This is a genomic window from Aminobacter sp. J41 (genome assembly GCF_000526635.1).
GTDB lineage: Bacteria > Pseudomonadota > Alphaproteobacteria > Rhizobiales > Rhizobiaceae > Aerobium.
In genome coordinates this window covers 1-19606 of sequence record NZ_JAGL01000011.1, presented here as the reverse complement: position 1 = coordinate 19606, position 19606 = coordinate 1, and the positions used below count along the sequence as shown (strand labels likewise).

Annotated in this window: 18 protein-coding genes; 11 read left to right on the top strand and 7 right to left on the bottom strand. The window is 61.8% G+C overall.

The features are described 5' to 3' along the window. Nucleotides 1-102 precede the first annotated feature (102 nt). The 7 genes from glpD to L630_RS0109600 all read left to right on the top strand — a co-directional run bounded on the left by glpD (nt 103) and on the right by L630_RS0109600 (nt 7919). Nucleotides 103-1626, top strand: a complete 1524-nt coding sequence (gene glpD, locus L630_RS0109630; protein WP_024848050.1) for a glycerol-3-phosphate dehydrogenase — start codon at nt 103-105, stop codon at nt 1624-1626. Nucleotides 1627-1661: 35 nt separating this feature from the next. Beyond that, nucleotides 1662-2744: an ABC transporter ATP-binding protein gene (locus tag L630_RS0109625; RefSeq protein WP_024848049.1), complete on the top strand. Its 1083-nt coding sequence runs from the start codon at nt 1662-1664 to the stop codon at nt 2742-2744. Nucleotides 2745-2754: 10 nt separating this feature from the next. Then, nucleotides 2755-3843, top strand: a complete 1089-nt coding sequence (locus L630_RS0109620) for an ABC transporter ATP-binding protein (RefSeq protein ID WP_024848048.1) — start codon at nt 2755-2757, stop codon at nt 3841-3843. Beyond that, a complete protein-coding gene (locus L630_RS0109615; protein ID WP_024848047.1) occupies nt 3840-4706 on the top strand; it encodes a sugar ABC transporter permease in 867 nt (288 codons plus the stop codon). Before L630_RS0109620 ends, L630_RS0109615 begins: the two co-directional genes overlap by 4 nt. Nucleotides 4707-4800: 94 nt before the next feature. Further along, nucleotides 4801-5619: a carbohydrate ABC transporter permease gene (locus L630_RS0109610; RefSeq protein WP_024848046.1), complete on the top strand. Its 819-nt coding sequence runs from the start codon at nt 4801-4803 to the stop codon at nt 5617-5619. A 217-nt stretch (nt 5620-5836) separates the two neighbouring features. Beyond that, entirely contained in the window at nt 5837-6118 is a 282-nt protein-coding gene (locus L630_RS0109605) for a DUF2160 domain-containing protein (RefSeq protein WP_024848045.1), read from the top strand. 73 nt (nt 6119-6191) lie between these two features. Then, the gene (locus tag L630_RS0109600; protein ID WP_024848044.1) at nt 6192-7919 is read left to right on the top strand and encodes an ABC transporter substrate-binding protein; all 1728 of its coding nucleotides are present in this window, start codon (nt 6192-6194) and stop codon (nt 7917-7919) included. Nucleotides 7920-7976: 57 nt separating this feature from the next. Here the strand turns inward: L630_RS0109600 and L630_RS0109595 are convergent, their stop codons facing one another. Together L630_RS0109595 and L630_RS0109590 are read right to left on the bottom strand one after the other, a co-directional pair. Continuing rightward, a complete protein-coding gene (locus L630_RS0109595) occupies nt 7977-9005 on the bottom strand; it encodes a DNA topoisomerase IB (protein ID WP_348601903.1) in 1029 nt (342 codons plus the stop codon). Between the two features lie 43 nt (nt 9006-9048). Then, the gene (locus L630_RS0109590) at nt 9049-10032 is read right to left on the bottom strand and encodes an SDR family oxidoreductase (RefSeq protein ID WP_024848042.1); all 984 of its coding nucleotides are present in this window, start codon (nt 10030-10032) and stop codon (nt 9049-9051) included. Nucleotides 10033-10430: 398 nt separating this feature from the next. Here L630_RS0109590 and L630_RS0109585 point away from each other — a divergent pair, with 398 nt between their 5' ends. Genes L630_RS0109585 through L630_RS0109575 form a run of 3 tightly spaced genes read left to right on the top strand, consistent with a single transcriptional unit; the run spans nt 10431 to nt 13937 of the window. Beyond that, the gene (locus tag L630_RS0109585; RefSeq protein ID WP_024848041.1) at nt 10431-12197 is read left to right on the top strand and encodes a hypothetical protein; all 1767 of its coding nucleotides are present in this window, start codon (nt 10431-10433) and stop codon (nt 12195-12197) included. A gap of 3 nt (nt 12198-12200) precedes the next feature. Next, nucleotides 12201-13112, top strand: coding sequence for a glycosyltransferase family 2 protein (locus L630_RS0109580; protein WP_024848040.1), 912 nt, complete (start codon nt 12201-12203; stop codon nt 13110-13112). Beyond that, nucleotides 13113-13937, top strand: coding sequence for a glycosyltransferase family 2 protein (locus L630_RS0109575; protein WP_024848039.1), 825 nt, complete (start codon nt 13113-13115; stop codon nt 13935-13937). Nucleotides 13938-13943: 6 nt separating this feature from the next. Here the strand turns inward: L630_RS0109575 and rfbB are convergent, their stop codons facing one another. From rfbB to rfbC, 4 genes are read right to left on the bottom strand one after another with little or no spacing between them, the layout of a single operon-like run. Next, nucleotides 13944-15008, bottom strand: a complete 1065-nt coding sequence (gene rfbB / locus L630_RS0109570; RefSeq protein WP_024848038.1) for a dTDP-glucose 4,6-dehydratase — start codon at nt 15006-15008, stop codon at nt 13944-13946. 37 nt (nt 15009-15045) lie between these two features. Next, the gene (gene rfbA / locus L630_RS0109565) at nt 15046-15927 is read right to left on the bottom strand and encodes a glucose-1-phosphate thymidylyltransferase RfbA (RefSeq protein WP_024848037.1); all 882 of its coding nucleotides are present in this window, start codon (nt 15925-15927) and stop codon (nt 15046-15048) included. Continuing rightward, nucleotides 15927-16823 (bottom strand): dTDP-4-dehydrorhamnose reductase, encoded by an 897-nt coding sequence (gene rfbD / locus L630_RS0109560; RefSeq protein ID WP_024848036.1) that lies wholly within the window; start codon nt 16821-16823, stop codon nt 15927-15929. Before rfbD ends, rfbA begins: the two co-directional genes overlap by 1 nt. 8 nt (nt 16824-16831) lie before the next feature. Continuing rightward, the gene (gene rfbC, locus L630_RS0109555; RefSeq protein WP_024848035.1) at nt 16832-17404 is read right to left on the bottom strand and encodes a dTDP-4-dehydrorhamnose 3,5-epimerase; all 573 of its coding nucleotides are present in this window, start codon (nt 17402-17404) and stop codon (nt 16832-16834) included. Nucleotides 17405-17879: 475 nt separating this feature from the next. Between rfbC and L630_RS0109550 the strand changes: the two genes are divergently transcribed. Continuing rightward, nucleotides 17880-19346, top strand: a complete 1467-nt coding sequence (locus tag L630_RS0109550) for a type I secretion system permease/ATPase (RefSeq protein WP_024848034.1) — start codon at nt 17880-17882, stop codon at nt 19344-19346. Between the two features lies 1 nt (nt 19347). Here the strand turns inward: L630_RS0109550 and L630_RS0109545 are convergent. Next, on the bottom strand, nt 19348-19606 hold a 259-nt coding region (locus L630_RS0109545), incomplete at its 5' end, for an integrase core domain-containing protein (protein WP_024848033.1).

Below are 19606 nucleotides of genomic sequence, written 5' to 3'. Positions count from 1 at the left end.
ATTCAGGTATTTTCGTTTGACATTCGCTCGCATTCGTTTTCATTGTTGGCGCAGAAAAAATGACAGCAACTTCGCTGCGTTGCGAAACCCTGGAGGGAACGCGTGGACGGCCAAGGCATCCACGACATTTTCATTATCGGCGGCGGCATCAACGGCTGCGGCATCGCGCGCGATGCGGCCGGCCGTGGCTATTCCGTGTTCCTCGCCGAGATGAATGACCTTGCCAGTGGCACGTCTTCGGGTTCGACCAAGCTCATTCACGGCGGCCTGCGCTACCTCGAATATTACGAGTTCCGCCTCGTCCGCGAGGCGCTGAAGGAGCGCGAGGTTCTCTGGAAGAACGCGCCGCACATCATCTGGCCGATGCGCTTCGTGCTGCCGATTGCCGAGGGCATCCGTCCGCCGTGGCTCGTGCGGCTAGGCCTGTTCCTTTATGACCACATCGGTGGCCGCAAGTTGCTGCCGGCGACGCGCACGCTCGACATGCGCCGCGACCCGTCGGGCAAGCCGCTGAAGCCGCTCTTCACCAAGGCATTCGAGTACTCGGACTGCTGGGTGAACGACGCGCGCCTCGTCGTGCTCAACGCGCGTGACGCGGTGAAGCGCGGCGCGACCATTCGTACCCGTACCAAGGTTGTCTCGGCGCAGCGCGTCGACAAGCTCTGGCACGTGACGATCGAGGACACCCGTTCCGGCGCCCGCTCGCTCGTGAAGGCGCGACTGCTGGTCAATGCATCCGGCCCTTGGATCGACAACGTGCTTTCCGAGGCTATGGGACAGAAGGACGCGCACAACGTCCGTCTCGTCCAGGGCAGCCACATCGTCGTGCGCAAGAAGTTCGATGATCCGCGCGCCTACTTCTTCCAGAACCGCGACGGCCGCATCATCTTCGCGATCCCGTACGAGAACGAATTCACGCTGATCGGCACCACCGATCGCGACTATCCGGGCGATCCGGCAAAGGTCCACATCAGCGACGAAGAGGTCACCTACCTCTGCAACGCCGCGAGCGAATATTTCGCCGAGCCAGTGCGTCCCGAGGATATCATCTGGACCTATTCGGCCGTGCGTCCGCTCTACGACGACGGCGCATCGAAGGCGCAGGAAGCCACGCGCGACTACGTGCTGCGCCCGGATGCACCGGAAGGCCAGCCGCCGCGCATCGACGCCTTCGGCGGCAAGATCACGACCTACCGCCGCCTGTCCGAGCACATGCTCGAGAAGATCGAGGACTTCCTCGGCAGGCGAGGCAAGCCCTGGACGGCGAATGCGCCGCTTCCCGGTGGGGAGTTTGCCCATGATGGTTTCGAGGGCGAGGTCAAAAGGCTGCGCGACAGCTACGCCTTCCTCGCTCCGGCACATGCCGCACGCCTCGTGCGCCTCTACGGCACCGACGCGCGCACGATAGTTGGAAATGCGTCCTTGCTCGCGGGTCTCGGGCAGCATTTCGGCGCTGATCTTTATCAGGCCGAAATTGACTTCCTAATTGCGCACGAGTGGGCGACAACAGCGGAAGACGTGCTCTGGCGGCGGACCAAGCTTGGCCTGCGCCTGACGGCAGAGGAAGCGTCCATGCTGGATGAATACATGCAAGGGGTGGAGAAGAAACGTAGCGCGGCAGAGTAGCGCCGTGCAGGCCGGCAGCCTTTGGGAGGAGGAGCATGCTGGAACTGCGAAATGTGACGAAGAAGGTCGGAGCCGCGGAACACATTCGCGACGTATCCCTGTCGCTTCGTCATGGCTCTCTCAACGTGCTGCTTGGCCCGACGCTTTCGGGCAAGACGTCGCTGATGCGACTGATGGCTGGTCTCGACCAGCCTACCTCCGGCAAGGTCTTTTTTGACGGACAGGATGTCACCGGCGTTGCGGTTCAGAAGCGCAACGTCGCGATGGTCTACCAGCAGTTCATCAACTACCCGACCCTGACGGTCTATGAAAACATTGCCTCGCCGCTGCGCGTGGCGGGCGTTGACGGCGAGACCATCAAGCGCGAGGTCGGCCGCGCGGCGGAGCTTCTTCGCCTCACGCCTTACCTCGACCGCCTGCCGCTCAACCTTTCGGGCGGCCAGCAGCAGCGCACGGCGCTGGCGCGCGCGATCGTCAAGAAGGCGGGGCTCGTCCTTCTCGACGAGCCTCTCGCGAACCTCGACTACAAGCTGCGCGAGGAGTTGCGCGCGGAGCTGCCGAAGATCTTCGCGGAGTCCGGGGCGATCTTCGTCTACGCAACGACCGAGCCGTCCGAGGCGCTGCTTCTCGGTGGCAACACCGCGACCCTTTCCGAGGGGCGCGTGACGCAATTCGGGCCGACCGTCGATGTCTTCCGGCGGCCCGATGACATCATCACCGCAAAGACTTTTGCCGACCCGCCGCTCAACACGATCGAGCTGATAAAGCGCGGAAGCGGCTTCGAGCTGGATGGTGGGGTGAACCTCCCGGCGCCGGACGGCCTCACCGGCGTGGAAGACGGCCCGTATACGGTCGCCTTCCAGCCCCACCATCTTTCCCTTCATCCGACGTCGTCGACGGCCGTGCCGATCACGGCCACGGTGTCGATCACGGAGATCACCGGTTCGGAGAGCTTTATCCACCTGCACTATGCCAATGCATCGTGGGTGATGCTCGCGCCCGGCATCCACCGGTTCGAGCCGGACGAGCGCGTGACGGTCTATATCGATCCCCGTCACCTGATGGTGTTCGACCAGTCGGGCCGTGCGGTGCGGCCCACCAGCGCCCTGGCGGCATGAGGAGACGGCCATGGCACGCATCGAACTCGACCATATCCGCCACGCCTACGGCGAGAGGCCGAAGAGCGAGGCCGATTATGCGCTGAAGGAGGTGCACCACACCTTCGAGGATGGCGGCGCCTATGCGCTGCTCGGCCCCTCCGGTTGCGGCAAGACCACGCTCCTCAACATCATCTCCGGCTTGCTGCGCGCATCGGAAGGGCGCCTGCGCTTCAACGGGGTCGACGTCACTGACCTGTCGACGCAGCAGCGCAACATCGCCCAGGTGTTCCAGTTCCCGGTCGTCTACGACACGATGACGGTCTACGACAATCTGGCATTTCCGCTCCGCAATCGCAGCGTTCCGGAAGCCGAGGTCGGCCGCAAGGTGCGCGAGACGCTGGAGATCATCGACCTGGCATCGCTCGCCAGGCGGCGTGCAGCCGGCCTCGGGGCCGATCAGAAGCAGAAGATCTCGCTCGGTCGCGGGCTGGTGCGCTCGGACGTCAACGCGATTCTGTTCGACGAGCCGCTGACGGTGATCGACCCGCAGATGAAGTGGGTCCTGCGCTCGCAGCTGAAGCAGCTGCATCGCCGCTACGGCTTCACCATGGTCTACGTGACCCACGACCAGACCGAGGCGCTGACTTTCGCCGAAAAGGTCGTGGTCATGTATGACGGGCAGATAGTGCAGATCGGCACGCCCGATGAATTGTTCGAGCGGCCGAGCCACACCTTCGTCGGCTATTTCATCGGCTCCCCCGGCATGAACGTGCTGCCGGTCGGCGTCGAGGGCACGAGCGCGCGGCTTGGCAACCATGTCATCAGCCTGCCCGGCGCGCCAGCCGACGGCCAGCAGCAGTACGAACTCGGCATCCGGCCGGAATTCGTTCGGCTCGGGAGGGAAGGCATTCCCGTCCGCATCGCCAAGATCGAGGACACCGGCCGGCGCAAGATCGTCCGCGCGGAGCTCGAGGGCAGGGAGATCGCAGTGATCGCTGGCGAGGAAGAGGAAATTCCCGCCGACCCGCATGTCACCTTCGTTCCGGAGCGGATCAACCTCTACGCCAATTCCTGGCGCGTCGATCTTGCAGGCGCAGCCGGGGGGAGCGCGCGATGAACAAGACCTGGAACAACAAAGCCTGGTTCCTTGTCCTGCCGGTGATGCTGCTGGTGATGTTCTCGGCGGTCATCCCGCTGATGACAGTTGTCAACTATTCAGTGCAGGACACCTTCGGCAACAACGTCTTCTTCTGGGCTGGCTCGGAATGGTTCCAGCAGATGCTGCATTCGCGCCGTTTCTGGGACGCGATGGGCAGAAACCTGGCCTTTTCCTTCATCGTGCTGGCGATCCAGATTCCGCTCGGCGTCTTCATCGCCCTCAACATGCCGCGCAAAGGCTGGGGCGTGCCGGTCTGCCTCGTGCTGATGGCGCTGCCGCTGCTGATCCCCTGGAACGTCGTCGGCACGATCTGGCAGGTGTTTGGCCGCATCGACATCGGCCTGCTCGGCCATACGCTCGCCGCGCTCGGCGTCGACTACAACTACGTGCGTGACCCGCTCGACGCCTGGATCACCGTGATCCTGATGGACGTCTGGCACTGGACGAGCCTCGTCGTGCTGCTGTGCTACGCCGGTCTCGTCTCCATCCCCGACGCCTATTATCAGGCCGCGCGGATTGATGGGGCCTCGCGCTGGGCGACCTTCCGTTACATCCAGCTTCCGAAGATGAAGCGGGTTCTGACCATCGCCATCCTGCTGCGGTTCATGGACTCGTTCATGATCTACACCGAGCCGTTCGTGGTGACGGGCGGCGGCCCCGGCAACTCGACCACGTTCCTGTCGATCGACCTCGTCAAGATGGCGGTGGGACAGTTCGACCTCGGTCCGGCGGCGGCGATGTCGATCATCTACTTCCTCATCATCTTGCTCATGTCGTGGGTCTTCTACACGGTCATGACCAACTATGACGTGGAGCGCTAATATGGCCGGAACCAAGGAGACGACCATGATGCTGCGCGAGGATGCGACGGCAGCGGGGGGTTCCCGCAGCACGTCCGGCGTCGTTGATCGTACCATGCGTCGGCGGGGCACCGCGTCCCGGTTCTGGTGGCTGGTGCCGACGCTCTACATCATCTTCCTGATGCTGCCCATCTACTGGCTCATCAACATGAGCTTCAAGACGAACGCCGAGATCACCGGCGCGTTCTCGCTCTGGCCGCAGAACCCGACCCTGCGCAACTACACGGTCATCTTCACCGACGCGTCCTGGTACTCCGGCTACATCAACTCGATCATCTACGTCGTGATGAACACGGTGGTGTCGGTGGCGGTGGCACTGCCTGCCGCCTACGCCTTTTCGCGCTATCGCTTCCTCGGCGACAAGCACCTGTTCTTCTGGCTGCTCACCAACCGCATGGCGCCGCCGGCGGTGTTCGCGCTGCCCTTCTTCCAGCTCTATTCGGCGTTCGGGCTGATCGACACCCACATCGCGGTGGCGCTCGCGCACTGCCTGTTCAACGTGCCGCTAGCGGTCTGGATTCTCGAAGGCTTCATGTCTGGCGTGCCGAAGGAGATCGATGAAACGGCCTACATCGACGGCTATTCCTTCCCGCGCTTCTTCGTGAAAATCTTCATGCCGCTGATTGCGTCAGGCATCGGTGTCGCAGCTTTCTTTTGCTTCATGTTCTCGTGGGTGGAGCTGCTGCTTGCACGCACGCTAACGACGACCGCCGCGAAGCCGATCGCGGCGACGATGACGCGCACCGTGTCCGCCTCCGGCCTCGACTGGGGCGTGCTTGCCGCTGCCGGCGTGCTGACGCTGATCCCCGGCGCGCTCGTGATCTACTTCGTGCGCAATTACATTGCGAAGGGCTTTGCCCTGGGGCGGGTGTGATGACCAGGTCGCTGTCCCGATCCCTTATCGCCCCTCATCCGCCCTTCGAGAAGGGGAGGAAGCCGTATCTGTTTGGCTATTCGGCCGCGGGGTGCGCCCGTCGAAGTGCCGACGCGCTTCATGCCTCTCATCCTTCTCCGCGCAAGCGGGGAGAAGGTGGCGGCAGCCGGATGAGGGGCGAACGCCGCCTTTGCCAAACATCCACAGGAGGGCACCAATGACCTTTTCATGGATGGCCTGGACATGGCCGACCGCGGCCTTCTTCGGCACGATCTTCCTGATGCTCGTCGGGATGGCCGTGTGGGAGTACTTCTCGCCGGGCGGCGATCCGCGCTTTGGCATTCTGCGCTTCGAGACGACGCGGGGCGACCGCCTGTTCGTCTCGCTGCTCGGCGCTGCATTCATTCATCTTGCCTGGCTGGGTCTCGTTGGACCCAACCTTTGGTGGGCCCTTGCCCTGTCGGTCGTCTACGCCATCGGCGTGTTTCGATACGTTTAGGGAGGAGAAACGGCCGGCGCTTCCGCGCCGGCTCTACGGTGCAACTTGGTTGCGTTCAATGGGAGGAAATGAAATGCGAAGGCACTTGCTTGTATCTACGGCTGCAGTGGCGCTCCTCTTCGGAATGACCAGTGCGCATGCAGACATGGAGGCGGCGAAGAAGTTCCTCGACGAGGAAATCGGCGACCTCTCCGCGCTCGACCGGGCGGCCCAGGAAGCCGAGATGGAATGGTTCATCAACGCCGCCCAGCCGTTCCAGGGCATGGACATCAAGGTGGTGTCCGAAACCATCACGACCCACGAATATGAAGCGCGCGTCCTTGCGCCGGCCTTTACGGCCATTACCGGCATCAAGGTCACCCATGACCTGATCGGCGAAGGCGACGTCGTCGAGAAGCTGCAGACCCAGATGCAGTCCGGCGAGAACATTTATGACGCCTACATCAACGACTCCGACCTCATCGGTACGCACTGGCGTTACCTGCAGGCGCGCAGCCTGACGAAGTGGATGGAGAACGAGGGCAAGGACGTCACCAACCCGAACCTCGACATCGACGACTTCATCGGCAAGTCGTTCACGACCGCTCCGGACGGCGAACTCTACCAGTTGCCGGACCAGCAGTTCGCGAACCTCTACTGGTTCCGCTACGACTGGTTCAACGACGATAAGAACAAGGCGGACTTCAAGGCCAAGTACGGCTACGACCTTGGCGTGCCGGTCAACTGGTCAGCCTATGAGGACATTGCCGAGTTCTTCACCGGCCGCGAGATCGACGGCAAGAAGGTCTACGGCCACATGGACTACGGCAAGAAGGACCCGTCGCTTGGCTGGCGCTTCACCGACGCCTGGCTTTCCATGGCCGGCAACGGCGACAAGGGCATCCCTAACGGCAAGCCGGTCGACGAATGGGGCATCAAGGTCGACGAGAACTCGCGTCCGGTGGGCTCGTGCGTCGCACGTGGTGGCGACACCAACGGCCCGGCCGCCGTCTACGCGATCGAAAAATACCTTGAATGGATGGAGAAGTACGCGCCGCCCGCAGCCCAGGGCATGAACTTCTCCGAATCCGGCCCAGTGCCGGCGCAGGGCGAGGTTGCACAGCAGATCTTCACCTACACCGCGTTCACCGCGGACTTCGTCAAGGAAGGCCTGCCGATCGTCAACGAGGACGGCACGCCGAAGTGGCGCTTCGCCCCGTCGCCGCATGGCGTGTACTGGAAGGAAGGCATGAAGCTCGGCTACCAGGATGCGGGCTCGTGGACGATCCTGAAGTCGACCCCGGATGACCGCGCCAAGGCAGCCTGGCTCTATGCCCAGTTCGTGACCTCCAAGACGGTGGACGTGAAGAAGAGCCACGTCGGCCTCACCTTCATCCGCCAGTCGACCCTTGATCACCAGAGCTTCACCGAGCGTGCTCCGAAGCTCGGCGGCCTCATCGAGTTCTACCGGTCGCCGGCCCGCCTGCAGTGGTCGCCGACCGGCACCAACGTGCCGGACTATCCGAAGCTTGCACAGCTGTGGTGGCAGGCGATCGGCGATGCCTCGTCCGGCGCAAAGACCGCGCAGGAAGCGATGGACTCGCTCTGCGCCGAGCAGGAGCAGGTGCTGGCACGCCTCGAGCGCGCCGGCGTGCAGGGTGACATCGGTCCGAAGCTCGCCGAGGAACACGACCTCGAATACTGGAACAAGGATGCCGTCGCGAAGGGCAACCTTGCTCCGCAGCTGAAGATCGAGAACGAGAAGGAACAGCCAGTGACCGTCAACTACGACGAGCTGGTCAAGAGCTGGCAGTCTCAGTAGGCCGCATCCGGCCGCCAGTCGGGAGCGGGAGAGCAATCTCCCGCCCGTTCTTTTTGCTCAGGCCTCGGCGAGTTCTCGTGGCGCTTCCGCTGTTCTCATGTCGAGCCAGCGCAGCATCAGTGACTCGTCCTCGTCGAGCCCTTTCAGCGGCTTCCGGGTCCGCCGGGTGATGTCGCGAAGTTCGTCGCCGAGCGTCCCTTCAAGCCAGCTGTCGATGATGAGCGGGTGGACGTAGCAGCGCCTGCAAACGGCGCGGGTGTTGCGCATGGTCGCCGCGACCTCGTCGATCACCTGGTTGAGTGCTACCGCCTGAGCACGCTTCGTTTCAGGCAGCGGGATCGCACCGAACTCTCGGATCGCGAGCACCGAGGCACCCCAGGTGCGAAAATGCTTTGCCGAGAACTCTTCTCCGATCGCGTCACGGATATAGGCGTTGACGTGGTGCGAGCGGACTTCGCGTCGCTCGCCGTCATCGTCAAGATATTGGAAGAGGTGCTGGCCTGGAATGTCCTGCACGGCGCGAACGATTTTCGCAATGCGCCGGTCCTGCAGCTTCAGGCGCCATTCCTGACCCGACTTGCCGCGAAAGGCAAAGCGCAGGCTCGAGCCATTTACCTCGACATGCCTGTCGCGCAGCGTCGTCAGCCCAAAGCTCTTGTTCTCGCGCCGGTAGGCATCGTTGCCGATGCGGATCATCGTCTTGTCGAGCAGCCAGATGATCGAGGCGATCACCTTCTCGCGCGGCAGGCCGCGAAGCGCCAGATCCTCCTCCACCTTGTCGCGCAGGCCGGGCAGCGCATGGGCGAACGCCGCAAGGCTCGAAAACTTCGCCTCGTCACGGCACGCAGTCCATGCAGGATGATAGCGGTATTGCTTGCGGCCGCGCTGGTCGCGGCCGGTAGCCTGGATGTGTCCGGTCGGGTCAGGGCAAATCCAGACGTCGGTCCATGCCGGCGGGATTGCGAGCGTCCTGATGCGCGACAGCACGTCCGCATCAGACAGCCGCGCCCCGCCAGCGGCTACGTAGAAGAAGCCGCGGCCCGCGCGACGGCGGCGGATGCCCGGCTCGCCGTCATTGACGTAGATGAGTTCCGCGCGCTGGGCGACGACGAAAGCTGGCTCGGGCAGTTTAGTACCCTCCGACGATCGGCAACACTTCGCCGGTGATGTAGCTCGAGCACTGCGGCGAGGCGAAGAACACGTAAGCGGGCGCGATCTCCTCAGGCTGCGCCGGGCGACCCATAGGGGTATTTGCGCCAAACTTCGCCACCTGTTCAGGCGGACGCTCTGAGGGGTTTAGCGGCGTCCAGACGGGGCCGGGCGCCACGGCATTGACGCGGATGCCCTTGGGCACGAGGTTCGACGAGAGCGCCTTGGTAAAGGCGTGGATGCCGCCCTTCGTCATCGAATAGTCGATTAGCCCGCCGCTGCCTTCAAGTCCGGTGACGGAGCCGGTGTTGATGATCGCTGAGCCCGGCTTCATGTGCTTTACGGCCGCGCGCGCCATGAAGAAGTAGCCGTAGAGGTTGGTCTTCAGCGTTGTGTCGAAGTGCTCGGTGGTGATGCTCTCGATGTCGCTGGCGTGATACTGGAAAGCGGCATTGTTGACGAGAATGTCGAGCTTGCTGAACTCGGCGACGACCTTCTCGACGGCGTCGTTGCAGAACGCTTCGCTTGTCACGTCGCCGGGGAGCAGCAGGCAGCGGCGGCCTTCATCAGCCACCGCCAGGCGGGTAGCTTCCGCATCCTCGCTTTCGCTCAGGTAGGCAATCGCGACATCCGCACCCTCACGGGCAAATAGTACGGCGACCGCGCGGCCGATGCCGGAATCGCCTCCGGTGATCAGCGCGACCTTGCCTTCCAGCTTTCCGGAGCCCTGCCAGAACGGTGCATCATACATCGGGGCGGGCTCCAACGCGGCCTCGTCGCCGGGCTTGGGCTGATGCTGTTCGGGGAACGGCGGAACGGGATACTCCCGCGCGCCGGCCTGCATCGCCTTCGGCTTCTCTTCGCCGCTATCGCCCTCCCGATCCTGCCTGTCGATCTGCTCCTGAATGCGATGCTGCTTGCCTACCTCTTCCGCCACATCTGCGGCGTGCTTGTTCTCGTCCATCTTGGGCTCCGGGATTCCTGTTCGCGTCAGGAGCCAAACAACGATGGACGCGGCAACGTTCCATTGGGGAAGTTATCCGTCCTTCAAAGGTTGGAATTATATTTTTGAAAGTAATTCAGTTCAGCAAGAAGTCGGATGGAGATTAGCGAGATGTTATTAAAAAACATATCTTTGTCATGGAAGATGGGGGCGCGAAATATAGGTTATCATGTTTATCATATCAAAAATTAAAACACGAATACATTCGTACAGTGGTCGCTGTTTCGAAAATCATGCAAAATGTGGTTGATAAATTTTTATTGTCTAGCGAAGTAGAAATGTGGGAAAGAAGCGGGCCGTGTGCTGGACGTGCGGCGACCGCAGATCTAGTATCCGGCATCATTTTGACGAGAGTCAGCATGGTCAAGATCCTCGCCTTTCCGTCGCTGAGGGGCAAAAATTCGAAGAGTGTAGCCCCCGGACCGGGGGAAGATCTGCCGCTTGTGAGTGCGACGGCGGATGGCCGAATTGTCGTTACGCCCCTGCAACGTGACCGGCGGGGGCGTGGGGACTGGACCAATCAGGAACTGGCGGATCTTTACCGCGTCGAAGGCCTTCTCATCCAGGCGAACCTCCGTGTCTCTTCAGCGCGCGGCGTTACTGACGAAGGTGATCCGTGGTTTGTCTTCCTCCGCGAGGATGGCGACGTTTTCGTCCATCTCGCGCGCATCGACGGCGGTTACGTGCTCGATAGCCCTGGCCTCTCTGAGGTGCTCTATGGCGCGGACTTCCCGGAACTGATCAAGCGCTTCGTCAGCGACGTGGCCGCAAAAGCCGCCGCGCCGACGTCGGACAACGTGATTTCGTTGCGGCCGCGTATGCTGCACGACCAGACGATCCGGCTGCACCCGGCGGTGATGCTCGGGGCGCTGATCTGGTCGCTTTATGTCGCCTCCGACGATTTTGTCGGCATGGCTCATGCGATGGAAGAAATGGACGGCGATGCCGGAGCTCTGCCCGGACCGCTTGATGTTGCCGCCTCAGCGCTGGCACTTTCGCCGGAACTCGCGGTCAGCCAGCTCAACGCCGCCCTCGACCAGCAGGTCCATTCCTATGGCGCTCCCCCTGATGCCGGCGCTGCCGCGGGTGTGACCGACGCTGGCAAAGGCAGCTTGTCGGTTGACAGCCGCAACGTGGCTTCCGGTTCGTCCGGTTCGATTGCTTGGGGCCACGGCATCGCGGCGAGCCTTGCTGCGATCGCGATCGGCTACGGCTTCCTGCAGGTGACGGAGGTTTCCGAGACCGCGGATGGTGAAAGCGTTAGTCTTGCATCGACAAGCAGCAACGATGCAATCGCGCTGAGTTCCCTTTTATCTGAGCAGGGACAGGCAGAGGTTTCCGGTGATCGCGGTTCCGCCACGACAACAGAGGACCTGCTGTCCCACCATGCTCCTGATCAGTTGGAATTGGCGGCACTTGATGTTGAAGTTGCCGTGCTGATGCATGACCTAGTCGAGCAGGACAATCTTCTCGCGCTGCAGGCGCGCTTCGTGGAAGGGAATTCCGAAGTGCCGGTCGAGGCAGCTGCACCGAAGATGGTGAAGGTGGCTCCGGCGAGAAAGGTCGAGGCGACGGCTGCCACGTCGGCCCCCGCTGCTGCGACCGCGCCTGAAGCGGCTTCGAGCAAGCACAGCTCGGCTGCGGTGGTCGAGGTCGCCAGCCTCAGCGACTCGCAGATCCTGCTCTCGCTGGTCAACGGCCACGTGGGGTTTGTTGCAAATCATAAGCTCGGCGACGTCACTGTTTCCACGTCCCTTGATCAGGACGATCTCGCAACCCTTCTGCCGCATCTTCGGCCAAAGGGTGAGGAAAGGGATGGCGATGCAGTCATCGCGGTAGAGCCCGTGATTGCGCCGATCCCATCGGTTCCAGCAGAACGCGCGCCGACTTATTCGCCGGCGTACCTGCAGTATGACGACCGCGCTAAGGACTTTGTCGCCCGATTTATTGAACGGGCCGGGCAGATCGAATTGGTTCAGTTCGATTCCCACATCGTCCTCGTCGACATGACCGCGATAGACGAGGCCACCGATGTCGCGTATACCGTGCGCTGGGTGACCGAGGACGGCAGCGTGATCTCCACCATCGGGCACCTGCAGCATTTCCTCGAGTACGGCATCGCCTGACGCATGAATTTACCCGAAATGCCGCAGGACGTGGCCAGCGTCTGCGGCGTGATCGTGACGTACCATCCTTCGTCGGCGAAGCTGATGGAGCTGGTGGGCGCAATTCGTCCGCAACTGTCATCCCTCATCATCGTCGACAACGGCTCCAGCTTCGACTTCTCTGGGCTTACCCGGCAGTATGACTGCGAGATCGTTGAGCTCGGCGAAAATTTCGGCATTGCGCACGCGCAGAATGCCGGGATCGAGCGTGCGCGGGAGAGGGGAACGGAGTTCGTCCTCCTTCTTGATCAGGACAGTATCCCCGCGCCCGATATGGTCGCGCAGTTGGTCGAGGCCTATCGCCGCCTGACAGCGACCGGCGCGAAGGTCGCGGCGGTTGGTCCTTCCTATGTCGACCCTCGTCAGGGAGAGGCGGCGGCCTTTGTCTATCTTGACGGACTGAAGCTGCGTCGGCGCGAACACCGCGGTGCCGAACCGGTGGTCGAGGCAGATTTTCTTATAGCCTCCGGTTGCCTTGTTCCTGTCGCCGTCCTTGATGAAGTTGGCGTGATGGTCGACGACCTCTTCATCGACTACGTCGACATCGAGTGGGGATTGCGTGCCCGCCGTGATGGATTTCTCTCGTACGGTGTCTTCGCGGCGCGGATGGAGCATGCGCTTGGCGACGAGTGGATCCGTTTCCGCGACAGGCGCGTGCCGGTCCACAGCCCACTTCGCCACTACTATCATGTCCGCAACGCGATCTGGCTGTGCAAGCAAGCCTGGATTTCCTGGCAGTGGCGGTATGTGCTGCTGCTGCGCTCGGTCAAGATGGCGCTGTTCTTCAGTGTCTTCGCCCCGCGCGGGCTGACGCACCTGAAGATGATGGGGCTTGGCTTCTGGCACGGCCTCTGCGGCCGGATGGGAAGGAAATAGATGGCGGAAACCGCGGGGCCCAATTCGCCGCGTAGGAAGCTGACGGTATCGATCGTCACGTTTCGATCTGACGCGGACGAGTTCCGGCGCACTCTTTTGTCACTGCGTACCGCCCTGCAGGAGTTCGCTCGCGATGATGTCGCGATCTTCGTCATCGAAAATTCGCCCCAAAACGAGGTCGGCGAAATTGTTGCTCAGGAACTGGCCAGCTGGACAGTCGAGGTTCTGCACGGTCACGGCAATGTCGGTTTCGGTCGAGCGCATAACCTGATCCTCGATCGCACCGGCGAATACCACCTGATCCTCAACCCGGACATCGAGATGCGCCCGGATGCCCTGCAGAAGGCGCTGAGGTTCCTGGAGGAGCACCCGGCCTGTGGGCTGTTGACGCCCATGGCGTACTGGCCGGATGGCGGCCGGCAGTATCTGTGCAAGCGTTACCCGGCGCTGTTCGACCTGCTGCTGCGCGGTTTTGCACCGGCGCGTCTTGCAGCCATGTTCGACCAGCGCCTTGCCCGCTACGAAATGCGTGCGGAAACGCAGGACGAAGTTCACTGGGAGCCGCCGATCGTCAGCGGGTGCTTCATGTTCTTCCGCGGTGATGTCCTACGTGCGCTGGGCGGCTTCGACGAAGCCTACTTCCTCTATTTCGAGGATTTCGACCTGTCGCTGCGTGCCGGAAAGAAAACGCAGATCGCCTACGTACCGGCTGTCAGAGTCGTTCATGCCGGCGGGAAAGCCGGCAAGAAGGGCTGGTGGCACATCCGCCAATTCGGGAAATCGGCCGTGCGCTTCTACGCGACGCACGGCCTGAAGCTTTTCTAGATAAACTTAGCCGTTGTTCGCGGCTTCGAGCGTGCCCAGACGCTGGCCGTCATAGACACCGTCGCGCAGCGGGCGCCACCACCACTCGTTCTCAATGTACCAGCGCACCGTCTTCTCGATGCCGGTGTCGAAGTTTTCCTGCGCGCGCCAGCCGAGCTCGGTCTCGAGCTTGGTAGCATCGATTGCATAGCGCGCGTCATGGCCAGGGCGGTCAGTGACGAACTGAATCAGCCGGTCGTGCGGAGCCCCCTGTGGCTTCATCTGGTCGAGGATCTCGCAGACGCGGCGCACCACGTCGATGTTGCGGCGCTCGTTGCGGCCCCCGACATTGTACTTCTCGCCGACTCGGCCGCGCGAGCAGATCAGGTGCAGTGCCCTCGCGTGGTCATCGACGTAGAGCCAGTCGCGGATGTTGGCGCCGGTGCCGTAGACCGGCAGCGGCTTGCCCTCGAGCGCGTTGAGGATGATCAGCGGGATGAGCTTTTCAGGGAAATGATACGGCCCGTAATTGTTCGAGCAGTTGGAGATCACCACTGGCAGGCCGTAGGTGCGTTGCCAGGCGGTGGCGAGATGGTCGCTCGCTGCCTTTGATGCAGAGTAGGGAGAAGACGGATCGTAAGGCGTGACTTCCTGGAAGAGACCTTCGTCGCCGAGCGAGCCGTAAACCTCGTCGGTCGAGACATGCAGGAAGCGGAATGCGTCCTTGCGGTCTGCAGGAAGGCCGGTCCAGTAGCGGCGCGCAGCATCCAGCATGGTAAAGGTGCCGATGACGTTCGTCTGAATGAAGTCGCCTGCTCCAGTGATCGAGCGGTCGACGTGACTTTCCGCCGCCAGGTGCATTACCCGATCCGGCTGAAAGGAGCGGAATGCCTCGTTGATCGCCGCCGCATCGCAGATGTCCGCGCGCAAGAAGCGGTGGTTCGGCGCGTTTTCGATGGCGCGCAGGGAGTGGAGGTTGCCGGCATAGGTGAGCTTGTCGACGGTCAGCACCTCGGCGCCCACCTCGGCGACGAGATAGCGCACCAGTGCCGATCCGATGAACCCGGCCCCTCCGGTAACGAGAATACGCATGTGAGCTCCCTGAGTTGTTCTGGTCGCAGCTTTGAGATTACTGCTGCGGATTTGTGGCTTCAGCAAGTTTCAGCAGATACTTGCCGTACTCGGTCTTCGAGTAATAGTTGCCGTACTCGATCACCTTGTCCTTCGAAATCCAACCGTTGAGGTAGGCGATCTCCTCGATGCAGGCGATGTGCGTGCCCTGGCGGTGCTGGATCGTACGGACGAACTCGCTGGCCTCGAGCAGGCTGTCATGCGTGCCGGTGTCGAGCCAAGCATAGCCGCGTGACATCTTCTCGACGAAGAGGTTGCCCTGTTCCATGTAGATGCGGTTGAGATCTGTGATCTCATATTCGCCGCGAGCCGACGGCTTCAGCTGGCGCGCATATTCCACGACCTTGTTGTCGTAGAAGTAGAGGCCCGTAACGGCAAAGCGGGATTTCGGCTGCTTTGGCTTTTCCTCGAGGCTGATCGCGCGGCCATTCGGATCGAGCTCAACGACGCCATAGCGTTCCGGATCATCGACCTCGTACGCGAAGACGGTTGCGCCTTCCGTGCGGCTGCGCGCCTTCTGCACGAGAGTACTCAGACCGGCCCCGAAGAAGATGTTGTCGCCGAGTACAAGTGCTGCCGGGTCGGAGCCGATGAAGTCGGCGCCCAGAGTGAACGCCTGGGCGAGGCCGTCCGGGCTCGGCTGCTCGACATAGGAGATGTTCAGGCCCCACTTGCTGCCGTCGTCGAACAGGCGTTTGTAGTTGTCCAGATACTCCGGCGACGAGATGATCAGGATGTCGCGGATTTTCGCGAGCATCAGCACCGACAGCGGATAGTAGATCATCGGCTTGTCGTAGATCGGGATCAGCTGCTTGTTCACAGCAAGGGTCGCCGGATGAAGCCTGGTGCCCGAGCCACCGGCCAGGATAATGCCCTTCATCAGATAGTGCCTTTCATCTTATGGTCTCGCAGCGCCGCCAGTGTGTCCTGCAAAGCTTCGGTCCATGGCCGGGGTCGGATGCCGTAGTCGTCGCTCAACCGCTTCACCGACAACACCGAGTTGGCAGGACGCCGCGCCGGCGTAGGATATTCGCTGGTTGGGATGGCATGGACCACCGGCACCTTGCCACCAGCTGCCTCCTCCTGGTGAAAGATCTCGCGTGCGAACGCGCACCAAGTCGTGGCGCCATCATTGACGAAGTGATAGGTCCCGCAAGGTGCAGCGGGGTCATCAAGTTGACGTAACGTGATCGCAGCAAGCGTAGCCGCAATGTCCGTGGCGGATGTTGGGCACCCCTTCTGGTCATCCACCACCCGCAGCTCTGGACGATCCGCAAGGCGAAGCATCGTCTTCACGAAGTTGCCGCCGTGCGGAGAGAACACCCAGGCTGTGCGAAGGATGACGTGCCGTGGATTGCCCGTGCGGACCGCAAGTTCACCGGCAGCCTTCGAGGCCCCGTAGACGTTGATCGGCCGGATCGGGTCATCGATCTCATAGGCGCCGGACTTCGCTCCATCGAAGACATAGTCGGTCGAGACGTGGATCAGCGGGATGTCTTGCTGACGCGTCGCATCGGCCAGGGCGGCAGCTGCTGTGGCATTCACCGCAAAAGCGCCGGCGCAATCGCTTTCGGCCTTGTCCACCGCGGTGTAAGCGGCCGGGTTGATCACCGCGTCGAACTTTTCGCTGGCGAAGTAAGCCCGGATTGCTGCGACGCTGGACAGATCCAGTTCACTGCGGGTCGGACGTACGACCTCCACGTCTTCCGCCCACGTGATTGCCTCGAGTTCAGTGCCGACCTGACCGGTTCCGCCGGTAATAAGAATCCTGCGCATCGACTAACCTACACCTCTACCAGCTGCAGAGGTGCGCCGTCGTAGGGGAAGGGGCTTTCGAACTCGGCAAGGCGCGGCTGCTTCTTGTCCTTGTCGCTGAGGATCGGTTCGACGCCTGCGGGAAGCCTCCAGTCGACGCCGATGTCCTCGTCGTTCCAGAGGATGCCCCCGTCATTGGCGGGCGCATAGCCGCTTGAGACCTTATAGGTGACCTCGGTCGATGGCTCGAGCGTGACAAAGCCGTGCGCGAAGCCGGCCGGAATGAAAAGCTGATCGCCATTTTCCGCAGACAGCACTGCGCCGACCCACTTTCCGTAGCTCGGCGAGCCGTGTCGGATGTCGACGGCGACGTCAAAGATGCTGCCGCGAATGCAGCGCACGAGCTTGTCTTGGGCGAAGGGCGGCGTCTGGAAGTGAAGGCCGCGGATCGTGCCGACAGGAACGGACATCGAGTGATTATCCTGGACGAAACGGCAGGTGATCCCGAGCTCGGCAAAGCGCTTCTCGTTGTAGACCTCCGTGAACCAGCCGCGGCTGTCGCCAAACCGCTTGGGGTGGATAAGGTACACGTTTCCGCTCATAGGCTAGGGTTCCACTTCAGACTTGCCGCGGGGAGCGGCACGGCGACTGCTCCGGAAGCGCTGACACATTTGGCTTTCGGTCGCTTTCGCCCGCAAGCCAGACTTTGGGCGATGTGGTGCTAGCTGATTTAGGCAATGTTTTGAACCCAAATCTTTGAATCACTGCTGTCGACGCGCCATTCGCGACGGCGACTTGGTTCCCTCGAGGTCGGCACAAATGGAATTTTGTCGTTGGGCCAAAAATGGAGGGAACAGACGCTCAGTCCAAAAATAAATCAAAACAATCGAGATTATGCTCATGAAAATGAGGATTGGTGCAGTCTTTATTAAAGAGAGGTTGCATCCTTTCGAGTTGGATTTCAGTGCAACACTGTATGTTGTCGATATGACGCCTCGATTGCAATGGCGGAAAGGCTACGCTAGAAGGTTAGCTTGACTCTGGTTTAATATCGCTCGGGATAATTGAGATAGGTTCATGCAACAAAAAACACCTCTTCATGACGCCTACGACAAATTCCGCGCGGTCGTTGTGACGACTTTCATATTCACTTTCGCGATCAACTTGCTGCTTTTTGCAGCTCCTCTTTACATGCTGCAAATATATGATCGCGTGTTGGGAACGCGAAACGAGTACACCCTTGTGATGATCTCGCTCATCACTCTGTTCCTGATGGCAGTGTACGGTGTGCTCGAATATGTACGTTCCCGAATGCTTGTGCGCGCTGGGATGCAGTTCGATGAGGTGCTCTCGCAGAGCCTCTTCAGCCGCGCCGTGAAGCTGCGCCTGAACAATCCCAACGGCGGCGCCGAGCAGATTCTGTCGGACGGAGACAAGGTACGCGAGTTCCTGACGGGCTCCGGCATCATCGCATTCTTCGACGCGCCGTGGGTCCCGGTATTTATCGTTGTTTGCTTCCTGTTCCACTCCTGGCTTGGCTACCTCGCCCTGACCGGAGCGATCGTCATCTTCGCGCTGGCGCTCATCAACGAGTACTCGACCCGAGCCCAGCTGAAGGCCGCCAACAATGCGGCGCAGGGGGCGAACCAGTTCGCCAGCACCGTGCTGCAGAATGCCGAGGTGATCCGCTCCATGGGCATGGAGAGGGCGCTGGGCGAGCGCTGGCAGCAGCGCCATGGCCAGATGCTGGATGCTCAGGCCGACGCCAGCGACAAGGCCGGCACGATCCTGACCTTCCAGAAATTCTTCCGCATGGTGCTGCAGTCGGCGATCCTCGGCCTCGGCGCCTATCTCGCGCTGCATCAAGAGATCAGCCCCGGCATCATGATCGCAGCCTCGATCATGATGGGCCGCGCATTGCAGCCGGTCGAGCAGGGCGTGGCGCAGTGGAAGCAGTTTGTGACGGCACGCCAGGCGCATGCACGCCTCAAGCGCCTGTTCGAGATGGTGCCGGGCGACGAAGATCGCACCGAGTTGCCGACTCCGCTCGGCCACCTGCAGGTAGAGAACCTGACCTCGGTGCTGCCGGGTACCCGCACCCCGTTCCTCAAAGGCATCAACTTCGCCGTGGAGCCCGGGCAGACACTTGCAATCATCGGTCCGTCCGGTTCGGGCAAGTCGAGCCTCATCCGCCACATCGTCGGCGTCTGGCCCGCGGTCAGCGGCACGGTGCGCATCGACGGGGCGGAGATCGCGCACTGGGATGCCGAGCAGATCGGCCGCCATGTCGGCTATTTGCCGCAGGAGGTGCGCCTGTTTGCCGGCACGATTGCGGAAAACATCTCGCGCTTCCAGTCGGGCGAGTCGGAGCAGGTGGTCAAAGCCGCGCAGATGGCTGGTGTGCATGAGATGATCCTGCGCCTGCCGGGCGGCTACGAGACCCAAGTTGGCGACAACGGACAGCAGCTTTCAGGCGGCCAGCGTCAGCGCATCGGTCTTGCCCGGGTGAACCGCGCCGGGATTGCCGGAGGCATTTTGGTTTGAGTCACGCTGCCATGGCCGGCTCTTCGAGCATAGCGTAGTAGCGNTCCTCGGCTTCGGNCGGCGGGATNTTGCCGATGGGCTCCAGCAGCCGGCGATTGTTGAACCAGTCGACCCATTCCAGCGTCGCGAACTCGACGGCCTCGAACGAGCGCCATGGCCCGCGTCGATAGATCACTTCGGTCTTGTACAGGCCGTTGATCGTCTCGGCGAGAGCGTTGTCGTAAGAGTCGCCGATGCTGCCGACGGAGGGCTCGATGCCC

Coding starts and splice junctions, on each gene's coding strand:
- L630_RS0109585 (WP_024848041.1), top strand. CDS start 10,431: ATGGTCAAGATCCTCGCCTTTCCGTCGCTGAGGGGCAAAAATTCGAAG.
- L630_RS0109625 (WP_024848049.1), top strand. CDS start 1,662: ATGCTGGAACTGCGAAATGTGACGAAGAAGGTCGGAGCCGCGGAACAC.
- L630_RS0109580 (WP_024848040.1), top strand. CDS start 12,201: ATGAATTTACCCGAAATGCCGCAGGACGTGGCCAGCGTCTGCGGCGTG.
- rfbD (WP_024848036.1), bottom strand. CDS start 16,823: ATGCGCAGGATTCTTATTACCGGCGGAACCGGTCAGGTCGGCACTGAA.
- L630_RS0109620 (WP_024848048.1), top strand. CDS start 2,755: ATGGCACGCATCGAACTCGACCATATCCGCCACGCCTACGGCGAGAGG.
- L630_RS0109590 (WP_024848042.1), bottom strand. CDS start 10,032: ATGGACGAGAACAAGCACGCCGCAGATGTGGCGGAAGAGGTAGGCAAG.
- L630_RS0109605 (WP_024848045.1), top strand. CDS start 5,837: ATGACCTTTTCATGGATGGCCTGGACATGGCCGACCGCGGCCTTCTTC.
- rfbC (WP_024848035.1), bottom strand. CDS start 17,404: ATGAGCGGAAACGTGTACCTTATCCACCCCAAGCGGTTTGGCGACAGC.
- L630_RS0109610 (WP_024848046.1), top strand. CDS start 4,801: ATGCGTCGGCGGGGCACCGCGTCCCGGTTCTGGTGGCTGGTGCCGACG.
- rfbA (WP_024848037.1), bottom strand. CDS start 15,927: ATGAAGGGCATTATCCTGGCCGGTGGCTCGGGCACCAGGCTTCATCCG.
- L630_RS0109550 (WP_024848034.1), top strand. CDS start 17,880: ATGCAACAAAAAACACCTCTTCATGACGCCTACGACAAATTCCGCGCG.
- L630_RS0109575 (WP_024848039.1), top strand. CDS start 13,113: ATGGCGGAAACCGCGGGGCCCAATTCGCCGCGTAGGAAGCTGACGGTA.
- L630_RS0109600 (WP_024848044.1), top strand. CDS start 6,192: ATGCGAAGGCACTTGCTTGTATCTACGGCTGCAGTGGCGCTCCTCTTC.
- L630_RS0109615 (WP_024848047.1), top strand. CDS start 3,840: ATGAACAAGACCTGGAACAACAAAGCCTGGTTCCTTGTCCTGCCGGTG.
- rfbB (WP_024848038.1), bottom strand. CDS start 15,008: ATGCGTATTCTCGTTACCGGAGGGGCCGGGTTCATCGGATCGGCACTG.